The sequence below is a fragment of the Kitasatospora sp. NBC_00240 genome (genome assembly GCF_026342405.1).
In the GTDB taxonomy this organism is placed as follows: domain Bacteria; phylum Actinomycetota; class Actinomycetes; order Streptomycetales; family Streptomycetaceae; genus Kitasatospora.
In genome coordinates this window covers 6,198,156-6,211,313 of the sequence record NZ_JAPEMU010000001.1, presented here as the reverse complement: position 1 = coordinate 6,211,313, position 13,158 = coordinate 6,198,156, and the positions used below count along the sequence as shown (strand labels likewise).

Below are 13,158 nucleotides of genomic sequence, written 5' to 3'. Positions count from 1 at the left end.
CCACCGGGGCCCACCGGGGCCCACCCGCAACCCGCGGCAACCCCCGCCCCCGCAGCCCCGTCCGGCCCCGTCGGCCCCGGGCACCGTCAGTACCGGTCACCTCCGACCCGCCGGCCCCCACCGGTGCTCGGTCGCCGGCGCGACCCTCACCGAGCCGCCACCAACCCCCGCCCAGCCCCCGCCCCAGCCCCCGCCCCAGCACTTCCCGACAACCCCCCACCCACCACCGAAGACGGACCACCAGCCGGGCGACCACGCCGGGCACCGACACCGACGAGTACGGCCACGCACGACCACGGAGTGCAGCATGGCAGCCACCACACCGGCCGCGCCGGACCTCCCCTCGCCCAACCGTGCGATGCGCGAGCTGCGCGGCGCGCTCTCCCCCGGTGAGTTCGCCACCGCCGTACGCCGGGCCGCCCGGGAGATCGGCGAGCACGTGTCCTGCGACGCGCGCTACGTCGGACGGGTCGAGGCCGGCGAGATCCGCTGCCCCAACTACGCCTACGAGCGCGTCTTCCGCCACATGTGGCCGGACCGCGGCCTGCAGGATCTCGGCTTCGCGCCGCGCCGCACCGTCCGCCGCCGGGCGAACGGAACGGCCGCGCGCGGCACGAGAGTTGACGACGGCTACGCTGACCTCGCCGACCGGGCGCCGGCACCGGTGGTGCCCTGGTGGCCCGACGATTCGCACCATCTGGACGAGGAGAACGACGACGTGCGTCGCCGTACGTTCCTGAGCGGCGGCCCGACCGCCCTGGCGACCGTGATCGGCCTTGACCGGCCGGATCCGGCCGCGGCCCCCACCTGGCAGCTGCCCCGGCAGGCCGGGCCCGTCCCGCCTCCACCCCGCCGGGTCGGCGCCGCCGAGCTGCAGCAGGTCGAGCAGGCCGTGCGCGACATCCGGCTGCTGGACGACGTGCACGGCGCCGAGACGCTCTTCGAGCGGGCCGGGCAGTCCCTGCGCACCGCGTACGTGCTGCTGAACGACGGCGAGTACAGCACGGCCACCGAGCGCCGGCTGCAGGCCGGGGCCGGCGAGCTGGCCATCTCGGTCGGCTGGCTGGCCCACGACTCCAACCGGCTCGCGGAGGCGCGGTCCTTCTACGCCGAGGCCCTGGCCACCGCCCGGATGGCCGACGACAGCGCGCTGGAGGCCCATGTCTTCTGCAACAGCGCCTTCCTGGCCCGGGACGCCGGCCGGCCCCGCGAGGCCCTGCGGGCGGCCCAGGCCGGGCAGAGCGCCGCCCGGCAGCTGGACTCGGACCGGCTGCTCTCGCTGCTCGCGATGCGCGAGGCCGGCGGCTGGGCGCTGATGCAGGACCGGGCGGCCTGCGAACGCGCCCTCGGCCGCGCGTACACCCTCTTCGACCGGGGCGAGTCGGAGGCCGATCCGGAGTGGATGTCCTTCTACGGGGAGGCGGAGATCGCCGGCCTGGAGGCGCAGTGCTGGTCCGCCCTGGGCGAGTGGGACCGCGCCGGCGAGCGGGCCGGGCGGGCCGTGGCGCTCCAGGAGCCGCATTTCGTCCGCAACCGGGCCCTGTACACCGCGGAACTGGCCCACGACCGGCTGGGCCGGGGCGATCTGGCCGGGGCGGGCGACCACGGGTCCGCCGCGGTGACCCTGCTCGGCGGAGTCCGTTCGGCCCGGATCACCGCGATGCTCGCGGGCACGGCCGCCCGGCTGCGCGGGCACTCCGCGGTGCCCGAGGTCGGCGCGTTCCTCGCGGCGCACGACCGCGCCGACGCCTCCTGACCGGCCCGGCCCGGGCGCGGCGGCCGAACGGGAGGAAGCGGCGGCCCGAACGGGAAGAAGGGGGACCCGCCGGGCGCGGCGGGTCCCGGCGGGTCAGTGCCCGAGGCCTTCGAGGTGGCTGACGTCGTTCCAGACCTCCACGGCGGGCAGTCCGTACTCCCAGGAGAGCACCGAGAGCGCGGCCGTGCCCAGTTTGAAGCGCTGTGCGAACTCGGGGGGCAGGCCGAGCCAGCGAGCCGTGAGGATGCGCAGCAGGTGGCCGTGCGCGAACAGCACGACGTCGCGGTCGGCGCAGTGCATGGTGGTGGTTTCCGGGTGGGGCACGCCGTGGTGGGTGTTGAGCTCCGCGATGAAGGCGTCCACCCGGGCCGCGACGTCGGAGAGCTTCTCGCCGCCGGGCACGCCGTCGCGCCAGATCAGCCAGCCGGGGTGGTCGGTCTCCCGGATGTCGGGGCCGGTCCGGCCCTCGTAGCTGCCGTAGTCCCATTCCAGCAGTTCGGGGCGGTCGACGGCGCGGTCGCCGAAGCCGGCCAGCGTTCCGGTCTCCTTGGCGCGACTCAGCGGGCTGGTGTAGACGAGGGCGTCCGGCAGACCGTTCCACGGGGCCTCGGCCAGCCGTGCGCCGAGGGCGCGGGCCATCGCCCGGCCCTCGTCCGTGAGCGGGATGTCGGTGCGGCCGGTGTGGCGGCCGGTGGCCGACCACGCGGTCTCGCCGTGCCGGACGAGCACGATTCGGGCGGGCATGGGGGAACTCCTCGCAGCGGGTGGTGACAGCGGCCGGTCTCACCATCGAGCACCGGTCTCCATGATCCCCCATCCCGCCCCGGCTCTCTCGGCCTGGCCCGTCGCCCGCCCCGGCCGGGCCCGCGGGGCCCGTGCCGCGGGTGCCGGTCCCTCCCCCGGCACCACCCCGGCGGTACGCCGCGGCCACCGTCCGCACCCGATTGTCGGACCTGGATGCAACACTGGGCCGCACCATGAACGTCTCGCACATCGGGCACCCCGAGCCGCTCGCGCAGCGCCTCGCCGAGCTGCGCGGCCCGGCGCCGCAGCGCAGCCTGAACGCCCGTGCCCTCGCCGCGCTCGCCGCCAACCCCGGGTGCCGCCGCCGCGCCGTGCTCGACGCCGCCGGGGTCGACAAGGGCGCCGTCGCCCAGCAGTTGGGCCGCCCCGCGCCGTTCGGCCAGTCACCGTTCGCGATCGCGCGCGGCACCATCTTCGAGTCCCGGCTGAAGGCGGACGACTACGCGGTGCTGCTGGAGCCGCTGCGGCGCCACCTCGGGCTGCCCACCGACGGCGCGGCTCCGCTCGCCGTGCCGGACCTGCTGCGCCGATCCGGTCCGGCGGTCCGGGCCGAGCGCACGGCGGCCGCGCTCGCCGAGGCGGCCGCCGACACCGCGGCCTGGACGCTGCTGGACCATCCGCTGCTGCGGCTGACGGTGGCCGGCTCCCCGGCCTACCTGGAGCCGGACGCGGTGGTGGTGCACGGCGGGCGGTGCACGGTGGTGGAGATCAAGTCCTTCCCGGTGCTGGACGGCACCGCCGACCCGGCCAAGGTCGGCGCGGCGGCCCGGCAGGCGGCGGTGTACGTGCTGGCGCTGCAGGAGGCCGCGGCCGCGCTGGCCGGGGCCGCGGTGGCGCCGGGCCCGTACGCGGTGCAGTCGCTGCCGGGCAGTCCGGAGCTGAGCGTGCTGCTGGTCTGTCCCCAGGACTTCAGCAACCGGCCGACCGCCGTCGCCGTCGACATCCGCCGCGAGCTTGCCACGACGCGCCGCCAGCTGGCCCGGATGACCGCCGTCGACGAACTCCTGGACACGCTGCCGCCCGGCACCAGCTTCGACCTGGCTCCCGATCAGGCCGGCCTGCCCACCCGGCCGGCGGCCGAGCTGGCCGACGCGGTCGGGAGCGTCCCCGCCGCTTACGGCCCCGAGTGCCTCTCCTCCTGCGAGCTGGGGCTCCACTGCCGGGCGCAGGCCCGCTGCGACGACCGGGTCGAGCAGCTCGGCCGGGGCGTCCGGGGCGAGCTGGGCAGCATCCGCACCGTCGCCGGGGCCCTGGCGGCGGCCGGTCCGGCCGCGCCGGCCGGCGATCCGGAGTCGGCCGAGGCGGCCGCCCGGCTGTCGTACGCGGCGGCGCTGCGCGCCGAGGCGCTGGGCGGGTGCGCCGGATGAGCCTGCTCGGGACGCTCGCCCGGCTGGAGTCGGTCCGCAGCGGGCGGGCGGAGCCGCTGGCCACGGTGCGGCACCGGCACCTCTCGGACCGGCCGATGGTGGTGGTGCCGCTGACCGCCGCCGGCGAGTCGGGCGCGCCGCTGGCGGTGATGCTCGGCACCGACCGGCTGGCGCCGCGGCTGCACATCGTCGCGCAGCCGCTGAACCGCACGCTGCGCTTCGACTTCCTGGCCGGGTTCGCCGCCGACCTGCTGCCGTACCTGGAGTCCTTCGGCGCGGACGTGGAGCAGGTCGAAGGGTCCGAGAAGGATCCGGAGACCGGCGAGAAGAGCCAGGTTTTCCGGGAGCTCTGCGCGGACGCGCCGCAGGTGATCGTGCCCAACAGCGCGGGGGTGCAGCACCTCGCGCTGCTCGGGCGCTCCACCCGGTTCCGCCGCACGGCGGAGGACGCAGACCCGGGGCCGTACCCGGCGCCGGCCCGGGTCCCGCTGCTGGGCCGCTGGCTGACGCACCTCACCGACCGGGCCCAGGTGCCGGGCTCCAGCCTGCTGCTGCCGATGACGGGCCTGCTGGCCCGGCACTGGGCGACCGGCCAGAGCCAGTTGGAGGACCAGCACCTGGCGGCCAGGCTCGCCTGGCACCCGCGGCCGGACGCCCTCCGGGGCGAGATGCCGGGCGACCGTCCGGGCGGGCCGACCGGCGCGGCCGCCGCCGAGCTGGCCGAGACGGCCCGCGACAGCCGCGGCCAACTGCTGCACCCGCCCGCCGGCCCGGCCACCGACCCGCGCTTCGACGAACTGGTCCTCGCCCCGGCGATCGGCCGCTACGACGCCGCGGTCACCGCCCTGCGGGACGCCGGGCCGCAGGAGCACGGGCGGGCCCAGCGGTACGTCGAGCAGGCGGTCGGGGCGCTCACCGACGCGCTGGCGGGCGTCCTGCTGCCCACCTGGCGCGACGTCTGGCACGGGCTGGACCTGCTGCGCACGCTGCCGCCCGCCGCGCACCTGGCGGAGCGCTGGGAGGGCGACCGCTGGTCGTACACCGGTCACCGGGACAGGCTGGCGGCCGGCGAGCCGCCGCAGCCCCGCCAGGACGACGCCGTCACGGCTGCCCGCAAGCTCGCCCAGCGCGAGCGGGAGCAGGTCCGGGTGGAGGTCCAGGAGGCGCTGGACGACCCGCTGGCGATGGCCGAGCGCAGGCTGGCCGGGGAGGCGTTCACCGGCGAGGTGGTGGAGGTGGTGCCGGACCACGACACCTCGGGGCGCACGCCCAAACCGCGGCCGCTGGTGACCGTGCGGACGGCCGACCGCCCGCACGCCGACCTCGGGCGCGAGGCGCACCGCACCCACACCGCCACGCCGCAGAAGGCGGTGATCGCCGCGGTGGACCAACAGGCCGGGACGATCACCCTGCGGCTGATGTCGGGCATGGGGCGCAAGAAGGAGCCGGAGCCGGGCAGCCTCCCCGAGCCGGGCGAGCGGGTGACGTTCACCCTCTTCGAGCTGACGGCCCGCCAGTCCGCGCCGCTGCCCGAGCCGGACGACACCCCGTGGACGCACGGCGGCCCGCCCGGCTCGGGCGATCACGCGCGAGCCGTCGGCGGCGCGGGCGCGCCGCCCGCCGCGCCCCTGCCGTCCGCCGCGCCCCCGGCGTCCGCCGCCTCCGAGGAATGGGAGTGACCAGCCCCGTGACCGCGCCGTCCCCCGAGCACGAGCAGTCCCCGGGCGCCGCCGCCGACGCGGTGGTGGCCCGGATCCTCGACGCGACCGTCCGCCCCGCCATGGGCGCCCCGCGCGGGGTGGTGGTGGACTCCCCGCCGGGCGCGGGCAAGTCCACCCTGGTGGTGCGGGCCGCCCGGGAGCTGGTCGGCGCCGGCGAACGGCTGATGATCGTCGCGCAGACCAACAACCAGGTCGACGACCTGGTCGACCGGCTGGCCACGAAGGCTCCGGACATCACCATCGGCCGCCTGCACGCCTCCGACGGGCGGCCCGCCGCCGAGGCGCTGCGACACGGCAACGTCACCGCCGCCACCAAGGTGGCCGACCTCGCCGAGCAGGACGTGGTGATCTCGACCTCGGCCAAGTGGCAGTGGGTGAAGACCGAGGCGCCGTGGCGGCACGCGATCGTCGACGAGGCCTACCAGATGCGCTCGGACGCGCTGCTGGCCGTGGCCCGGTTGTTCGAGCGCGGCCTCTTCGTGGGGGATCCGGGCCAGCTCGACCCGTTCTCGGTGGTCGGCACCGACCAGTGGGCCGGGCTGTCGTACGACCCGTCGAACAGCGCGGTGGTGACGCTGCTCGCGCACAACCCGCAGATCGAGCCGCACCGGCTGCCGGTCTCCTGGCGGCTGCCGGCCAGTGCCGCTCCCCTGGTGTCGGCCGCCTTCTACCCGTACACGCCGTTCCGTGCGGGTACCGGGCCGGGCGACCGCACCCTGACCGCCGCCGTCCGGTCGGACGGCTCCGCGCTGGACGCGGCCGTCGACGAGGCCGCAGAGCGCGGCTGGGCCCTGCTGGAGCTGCCCGCCCGGCACACCGTCCGGACGGACCCGCAGGCGGTGGCGGTGGTCGCGGCCACCGTGCGCCGACTGCTGGACCGCGGCCTGACGGCGCACTCCGAGCAGGGCTCGACACCGCTGACCGCCGACCGGATCGCGGTCGGTACGGCCCACCGGGACCAGGCCGCCGCCGTCCGGGCCGCGCTGGTCGGGCTGGGGGTGCGGGTCGACCCGACGGCCGGGCCGGCCGTCACGGTCGACACCGCCAACCGGCTGCAGGGGCGCGAGTACGACGTCACGGTGGTGCTGCACCCGCTCTCCGGCCGGCCCGACGCGACCGCCTTCCACCTGGAGACGGGCCGGCTGTGCGTGCTGGCCTCCCGGCACCGACATGCCTGCATCGTGGTCGCCCGGGCGGGGATCGCCGAACTGCTGGACGAGCATCCGGCGACCGAACCCGTGCAACTGGGGGTGACGGTGAAGTTCCCGGACGGCTGGGAGGCGCACCACGCCGTCCTCGCCCACCTGGCCGACCACCGGGTGGCGCTGCGCTGATCCCGGCGCCGCGCCGGCCAGGCAGGTCGGGAGGAGCGATCGGGGCGGTCGGGGCGGTCGAGGCACCACCCCGGCGCGCGGCGCGGGAATAGCGCCTGTGATCGCACCGTTCCGTTACCGGCTGCCGCCTTGCGACAATGGACGACGGCCGGGCCCGGCCGTCGGCCCCGGCGGCCGCCGGCGCCCACCGCCCCACCCTCCCGGAGGTGTCCACCCATGCCCGACTCCCACCCGAGGCCGTCCGACCAGAGCGGCTCCCCCGCGCCGGCCGGCCCGGACCGGCCCGGACCGGCCGAACAGCCCGCCCGGCGGCTGCGCCCGGCCCAGCTGCTGTTCGAGCCGCCGGCCGGCGAGCCGGAGCCGGAGCGATTCTTCGACCTGGAGTCGATCGAGGACCCGGCGGAACTGCTGCGCCGCTCCACCGAGCTGGCCCTGGCGTTCCGGGCCGCCGCCGAGCGGGCCACCGACTTCCAGGCCGTGGCCGCCGCCCAGCTGGCCGACACCCGCCGGTTCGACGCGCTCTCCTTCGTGGAGATAGCGGCCCGCGCGGACTGGACGCCGGACTACGCGGAGAAGATGGTCGAGTACGGGCGCGGCCTGCTGCGTCCGCAGCGCCAGGGCGACTGAGACGTCCGGCCCGCCGGCCCGCCCGGCGGGCCGGCAAAGAGTCGCCGGCCGGAGAGCAGTCGCCGGCCCGGCGCCACGCCGCAGGTCACACCGCCGATCGCACACGCCCGACCGAACGGTGGAGCGGAATTCGATCATCTGTGGCATATGCGCAGGGCAGGGTACGCCGCCCCGGCGCACGCTGTCCGGCAAACTCCGCTTTCCCTCCCCGTCACGCTCGCGACGCCGCAGGCTGCTCCCCGTGGACATCTGGACGTATGAATCGGTGGAGTACGTCACCGTCGCCGGAGAGGCCTGGCTGGCCTCCGCCAGCGAGTACCCGCGCAGCATGCGCGCCCTGTGGCAGTCGCGCCCCTGGGCGCCCTCGGTCCTGCCCTGCGGCCGGGCCTTCGACGTGATCAGCATGCCGTCACTGTTCGGCCGCAAGGTGCTGGACGAACTGTGGACCTCCGGCCCGGGCTGCGGCCCGGTGGCGAGCCACCGCGGCCGGATCCTGCTGTTCGCCCAGCCGGGCGCCGCCCCGCGCCTGAGCAGCCTGCTGGCCTGGGAGGAATGGGCCGGGGACGTGCCGCCGCTGCTCTGCCACGGGCAGGGCGACGCGGTGACCGTGCCGCCCGTGCAGCGGATGGTGAACACCCCCGACTCCCCCGGGCTGGGGGCGGGCCGGTGGATCGTCGCACCGGACACCAGGGAGCCGTGGCTGCCCGGCGCCGCCGTCCTGCTCCGGGCCTGCGTCCGGGTGTCGCAGGGGCCCGGAGCCGGCGGGCCGGCGCCCCGTGCCGGGACGGCGGGCCCGGCCGGGGGCCGGCCACCGGCGCGGCAGCCGCAGCGCGAGCCCCGGCAGGCCGACCGGCGGCCCGGCGCCCACCTGCAGCCGATCCCGTCGGCCTGACCTCCGAGCCCGGCACCCCGTCCCGGCTGATCGGCCCGATGCCCGGCCCGAGGCCCACAACCCGAGGCCCGGCCCGACGCCCGGGGCAGCCCCTGCCTACCGATCGAGTCGGCCGGTTTATCGATTTTGGCGCGGCCCGGGCCCGCTGCTACAGTCTTCCCTGTCAGCAGGCGCCGCTAGCTCAGTTGGTTAGAGCAGCTGACTCTTAATCAGCGGGTCCGGGGTTCGAGTCCCTGGCGGCGCACAGACGGCAGAGGGGCCCTTCGCGAGAGCGAAGGGCCCCTCTGCGTTTCCGGCGTTCCCTCCGGAGGAGTTCCCGCCGGGCCGTCAGGCCTGCTCCGCGAGACGGCGCCTGGCCTCGGCCCAGCTGATCGGCAGCTCCTCGGCCGGCCCCTCCCAGAAGACGAAGGACGAGTCCTTCATGACCGGCCGCAGTGAAGTCATGATCGAGTAGTGCGGTTCGGCCCGGACGTAGGCGTTCAGGGTGCCGCGGTCCTCCCAGGCCGAGAGGGTCCAGAAAGTCCTCCGCAGCGGCTCGGCGACCAGCGAGGCCCCGACGGCGCCGGGGGCCCGGCGCACCTGCCGCCAGGCGGACATCGCCTTCAGGAAGAACCGCGGGACGTCGCGCAGGGTGCGGACCTCCAGGCGGGAGGCCATCACCAGCACCTGCGTACCGGGCCTGGGCGGGTTCGGGGTGACCCAGGGAAGGGTGGGCACGGTCATCACAGCCTTTCACCGGCGAGGGCCGGAACCTGTCTCCATAATAGACACTGATGCTATCCGGTATCCATACTTCTTCGGCGCTGCTCCCCCAGCCGACCCTTTCCGCCCCTGGCGCCCCTGCGGCCCCGGCTCCTTTCAGCCCCGGCCCCTCCCGCCCGTGAACGCGGCTCCGGAGGCCGAAGACCCCCGGCCCCGGGGACGCGAAAGGGCCCCCGCCGAAGCGGGGGCCCTCCTCGCGACCGTCCGGGTCAGCGGCCGCGCAGCGCGCGGTAGCGCGCGACCAGCTCGGCGGTGGAGCTGTCCAGCGAGTCGGTGCCCTCGCCGGTGAGCAGCACCGGCTCGATCCGCTTGGCGAGCACCTTGCCCAGCTCGACGCCCCACTGGTCGAAGGAGTCGATGTTCCAGATCGCGCCCTGGACGAACACCTTGTGCTCGTACAGCGCGACCAGCTGCCCGAGCACCGACGGCGTCAGCGCGCCGGCCAGCACGGTGGTGGTCGGGTGGTTGCCCTTGAAGGTCTTGTGCGGCACCAGTTCGGCCGGCACGCCCTCGGCGGCGACCTCCTCCGGGGTCTTGCCGAAGGCGAGCGCCTGGGTCTGCGCGAAGAAGTTGGCGAGCAGCAGGTCGTGCTGGGCGACCAGGCCGGGCAGCAGGTCGGCGACCGGCTCGGCGAAGCCGATGAAGTCGGCCGGGATGACCTTGGTGCCCTGGTGCAGCAGCTGGTAGTAGGCGTGCTGGCCGTTGGTGCCGGGGGTGCCCCAGACCACCGGGCCGGTCTGCCAGCCGACGGGGTTGCCGTCCCGGTCCACCGACTTGCCGTTGGACTCCATGTCCAGCTGCTGCAGGTAGGCGGTGAACTTCGACAGGTAGTGCGAGTAGGGCAGCACCGCGTGCGCCTGCGCGTCGAAGAACGCGCCGTACCAGACCCCGAGCAGGCCCATCAGCAGCGGGACGTTCTGCTCCGGTGGGGCGGTCCGGAAGTGCTCGTCGACCAGGTGGAAGCCGTCCAGCATCTCGCGGAACTGCTCCGGGCCGATCGCGATCATCAGCGAGAGGCCGATCGCGGAGTCGTAGGAGTAGCGGCCGCCGACCCAGTCCCAGAACTCGAACATGTTGGCCACGTCGATGCCGAAGTCCGCCACGCCCTCGGCGTTGGTGGAGAGCGCGACGAAGTGCTTGGCCACCGCTTCGGTGCCGGCCCGCAGCTCGGTGAGCAGCCAGTCCCGGGCCGAGGTGGCGTTGGTGATGGTCTCGATGGTGGTGAAGGTCTTGGAGGCGACGATGAACAGCGTCTCGGCGGCGTCCAGGTCGCGGACCGCCTCGTGCAGGTCGGCGCCGTCCACGTTGGAGACGAAGCGGACGTCCAGGTCGCGGGCGGTGTAGGAGCGCAGCACCTCGTAGGCCATCGCCGGGCCGAGGTCGGAGCCGCCGATGCCGATGTTGACGACGGTGCGGATCCGCTTGCCGGTGTGGCCGGTCCACTCGCCGGAGCGGACCTTCTCGGCGAAGACGCCCATCTGGTCGAGGACGGCGTGCACGGCGGGCACCACGTTCTCGCCGTTCACCTCGATCACGGCGTCGCGCGGGGCGCGCAGCGCGGTGTGCAGGACGGCGCGGTCCTCGGTGGTGTTGATCTTCTCGCCGCGGAACATCGCGTCGCGCAGGCCGGCCACGTCGGTGGCCTCGGCGAGGGCGCGCAGCAGGACGAGCGTGCGGTCCGTCACCAGGTGCTTGGCGTAGTCGACATGCAGGTCGCCGACCTGCAGGGTGTAGCGGCGGCCCCGCTCGGGGTCGGCGGCGAAGAGTTCGCGCAGGTGCAGCTCGCCGAGCTCCGACCGGTGCTTGCCGAGCGCGGCCCACTCGGGGGTGCGGTCCAGCGGGGTGCGGCCGTTGGCCCCCGGGCGGGCGTCCAGTTCCGACATCGGAATGCTCCTCGATTGATCTGGGTGCAGATACCGGCAGAGCCCAGCGGGAGGGTGGTTGCGCGAGGTCCGGCGGTACGAGTGGTGCGCCGACTCCGTTGACGGGCTGCCCGGGCGACAGCCTATGCAACGTCACGGGGCGCCGCGTACATTGCCTCGTTCCCGGACACCGAGTCGCCGCCGGGCGCCAGAACGTCGCCGGCGCGTCACCGCGAGGTCGCCGCCCCGCCGTCGGGAGGTGGCCGGGTGGCCGGGGTCAGGTGCGTTCGGAGCGCAGGTCCAGCCCGCGCAGCACCCCGTCGACGAGTTCGGGGTCGGCGCCGGGCTCGCTGCGGGCCATGATCATCTCCCGGCGGGAGGCGGCGATCATCTCCTGCTCCACGGTGTGGGCCTCACGCCACTGGGAGGCCCGCTGGCGGGCCTCGGCGGCCTCCTCGGCCGCGTACTTCTCGGGGCAGAGCCGGGCCAGCCGGGAGTGCTGGCGGTCGCGGAGCCGGTCGACGAGTTCGACCGGGAGGTCCTCCAGCTCCTCCAGTTCGACGAGCCGGTCCAGGCCGGCCTTGGCGGCCCGCCACCAGAGTTCGCGGACGGCCTGCTCGTGGGCGTCGTGGTCGGCGTCCAGGTGCAGCAGCCGGACCAGCATCGGCAGTGAGAGCCCCTGGACGAGCAGGGTGAAGAGCACCACGCCGAAGGCGATGAAGACCAGCCGGCCGCGCTGGGGAAAGGCCTCGCCGGAGTGCACGGTGAGCGGGACGGCCAGGGCCAGCGCGACGGTCGCCACGCCCCGCATCCCGGACCACCAGAGCACCACGCTCTCCTGCCAGCTGATCGGGGTGTCCTCGCCGTCGTCGGCGCCGAGCCGTTTGGAGAGCCAGCCGGCCGGGAGCAGCCACAGCAGCCGGACCAGCACGACCACCGCGATCACGGTGGCGGCGTCGCCGAGCATGCTGGTCCAGCCGGTGCCGGCCTCCTTCATGACGGTGGCCAGTTCGAGCCCGATCAGGCCGAAGGCGAAGCCGGTGATCAGGATCTCGACGATCTCCCAGAAGGCGTTGCCGACCAGCCGGTAGGCGACCTCGTCGGCGTCGGCGGCGCGTTCGGCCAGGTAGAGGGCGCAGATCACGACGGCGAGCACGCCGGAGCCGTGGATCTCCTCGGCCAGGGCGTACGCGGCGAAGGGCACCAGCAGGTTGAGGGCGACCTGCTGGGTCGGGTCCTCCAGGATTCCGGCGAGCTTGCTGTTGACCCAGCCGAGGCCGATGCCGACGACCACCGCGACCACCGCGGACAGCACGAAGCGCAGCACCGCGTGTTCGACCGAGAAGTCGCCGCTGACCACCGCCTCGATGGCCAGCGAGTAGATCACGATGGCCGTGACGTCGTTGAACAGGCCCTCGCTCTCCAGCACGGAGACCAGCCGGCGCGGGAGTCCGACGGCGCCGGCCACGGCGACGGCGGCCACCGGGTCCGGCGGGCTGACCAGGGCGCCGACCGCGATGGCGGCGCCCATCGGCAGGGCGGGCAGCAGCCAGTGGACGGTGCCCGCGACCGCGACGGTGGTGACCACCACCAGGGCCACCGCGAGCAGCAGGATCGAGCGGACGTTGGCCCGGAAGTAGCGGACCGAGGAGCGCCGGGCGACCGCGAAGATCAGCGGCGGTAGGACCAGCGGCAGGATCAGCTCGGGGTCGATGGCGATGTCGGGGATCTGCGGCACCAGGGCCATGCCCAGCCCGAGCAGGGTCATCAGGACGGGTTGCGGGACCCCGGTGCGGCGGGCCAGCGGGATGGTGACCACCGAGGCGAGCAGCACCAGGAAGAACAGGGGCAGCTGGCCCACGGGGAGGTGTCCTCTCGGTGTCCGGTCGCCGGGGTCGTGTCGCCCCGGCGGGGTGACCCCAGGTCCCGCGTCAGGATAAATCTGACAATGCGCTCATTCCGTGCCCGACACGCCGTTCGGCCCTTGACCTCAAGGGCGCTTCAACTTCCATGATGGTGCGGAGACCTGACGA

At 75.0% G+C, this 13,158-nt stretch carries 10 protein-coding genes and 1 tRNA gene; 7 read left to right on the top strand and 4 right to left on the bottom strand.

Features of this window, described 5'->3' with window-relative positions:
• Window positions 1-307 precede the first annotated feature (307 nt).
• Window positions 308-1,756, top strand: a complete 1,449-nt coding sequence (locus tag OG689_RS26500; RefSeq protein ID WP_266323375.1) for a tetratricopeptide repeat protein — start codon at window positions 308-310, stop codon at window positions 1,754-1,756.
• 93 nt (window positions 1,757-1,849) lie between these two features.
• On the opposite strand, the gene OG689_RS26495 is transcribed toward OG689_RS26500, so the two are convergent.
• Window positions 1,850-2,500: a histidine phosphatase family protein gene (locus tag OG689_RS26495; protein ID WP_266323374.1), complete on the bottom strand. Its 651-nt coding sequence runs from the start codon at window positions 2,498-2,500 to the stop codon at window positions 1,850-1,852.
• Window positions 2,501-2,733: 233 nt separating this feature from the next.
• Here OG689_RS26495 and OG689_RS26490 point away from each other — a divergent pair, with 233 nt between their 5' ends.
• From OG689_RS26490 to OG689_RS26465, 6 genes are all read left to right on the top strand, one after another.
• The gene (locus OG689_RS26490; protein ID WP_266323373.1) at window positions 2,734-3,927 is read left to right on the top strand and encodes a hypothetical protein; all 1,194 of its coding nucleotides are present in this window, start codon (window positions 2,734-2,736) and stop codon (window positions 3,925-3,927) included.
• Window positions 3,924-5,606, top strand: coding sequence for a hypothetical protein (locus tag OG689_RS26485; RefSeq protein ID WP_266323372.1), 1,683 nt, complete (start codon window positions 3,924-3,926; stop codon window positions 5,604-5,606). The genes OG689_RS26490 and OG689_RS26485 overlap by 4 nt, the downstream gene beginning before the upstream one ends.
• A 62-nt stretch (window positions 5,607-5,668) precedes the next feature.
• The gene (locus OG689_RS26480; RefSeq protein WP_266327447.1) at window positions 5,669-6,982 is read left to right on the top strand and encodes an AAA family ATPase; all 1,314 of its coding nucleotides are present in this window, start codon (window positions 5,669-5,671) and stop codon (window positions 6,980-6,982) included.
• Between the two features lie 216 nt (window positions 6,983-7,198).
• Window positions 7,199-7,609: a hypothetical protein gene (locus OG689_RS26475; RefSeq protein ID WP_266323371.1), complete on the top strand. Its 411-nt coding sequence runs from the start codon at window positions 7,199-7,201 to the stop codon at window positions 7,607-7,609.
• Between the two features lie 241 nt (window positions 7,610-7,850).
• Window positions 7,851-8,501, top strand: coding sequence for a bifunctional DNA primase/polymerase (locus OG689_RS26470; protein ID WP_266323370.1), 651 nt, complete (start codon window positions 7,851-7,853; stop codon window positions 8,499-8,501).
• Between the two features lie 170 nt (window positions 8,502-8,671).
• Window positions 8,672-8,745 (top strand) — tRNA-Lys (locus tag OG689_RS26465).
• Between the two features lie 83 nt (window positions 8,746-8,828).
• On the opposite strand, the gene OG689_RS26460 is transcribed toward OG689_RS26465, so the two are convergent.
• From OG689_RS26460 to OG689_RS26450, 3 genes are all read right to left on the bottom strand, one after another.
• A complete protein-coding gene (locus OG689_RS26460; protein WP_266323369.1) occupies window positions 8,829-9,218 on the bottom strand; it encodes a DUF3291 domain-containing protein in 390 nt (129 codons plus the stop codon).
• A 254-nt stretch (window positions 9,219-9,472) separates the two neighbouring features.
• Entirely contained in the window at window positions 9,473-11,146 is a 1,674-nt protein-coding gene (gene pgi / locus OG689_RS26455) for a glucose-6-phosphate isomerase (RefSeq protein ID WP_266323368.1), read from the bottom strand.
• Between the two features lie 256 nt (window positions 11,147-11,402).
• Window positions 11,403-12,986: a Na+/H+ antiporter gene (locus OG689_RS26450; protein WP_266323367.1), complete on the bottom strand. Its 1,584-nt coding sequence runs from the start codon at window positions 12,984-12,986 to the stop codon at window positions 11,403-11,405.
• Between the last annotated feature and the right edge of the window lie 172 nt (window positions 12,987-13,158).

Bases quoted from the DNA above. Each gene is read 5' to 3' on its own strand.
- OG689_RS26500 (WP_266323375.1), top strand. From the start codon at position 308: ATGGCAGCCACCACACCGGCCGCGCCGGACCTCCCCTCGCCCAACCGT.
- OG689_RS26495 (WP_266323374.1), bottom strand. From the start codon at position 2,500: ATGCCCGCCCGAATCGTGCTCGTCCGGCACGGCGAGACCGCGTGGTCG.
- OG689_RS26490 (WP_266323373.1), top strand. From the start codon at position 2,734: ATGAACGTCTCGCACATCGGGCACCCCGAGCCGCTCGCGCAGCGCCTC.
- OG689_RS26485 (WP_266323372.1), top strand. From the start codon at position 3,924: ATGAGCCTGCTCGGGACGCTCGCCCGGCTGGAGTCGGTCCGCAGCGGG.
- OG689_RS26475 (WP_266323371.1), top strand. From the start codon at position 7,199: ATGCCCGACTCCCACCCGAGGCCGTCCGACCAGAGCGGCTCCCCCGCG.
- pgi (WP_266323368.1), bottom strand. From the start codon at position 11,146: ATGTCGGAACTGGACGCCCGCCCGGGGGCCAACGGCCGCACCCCGCTG.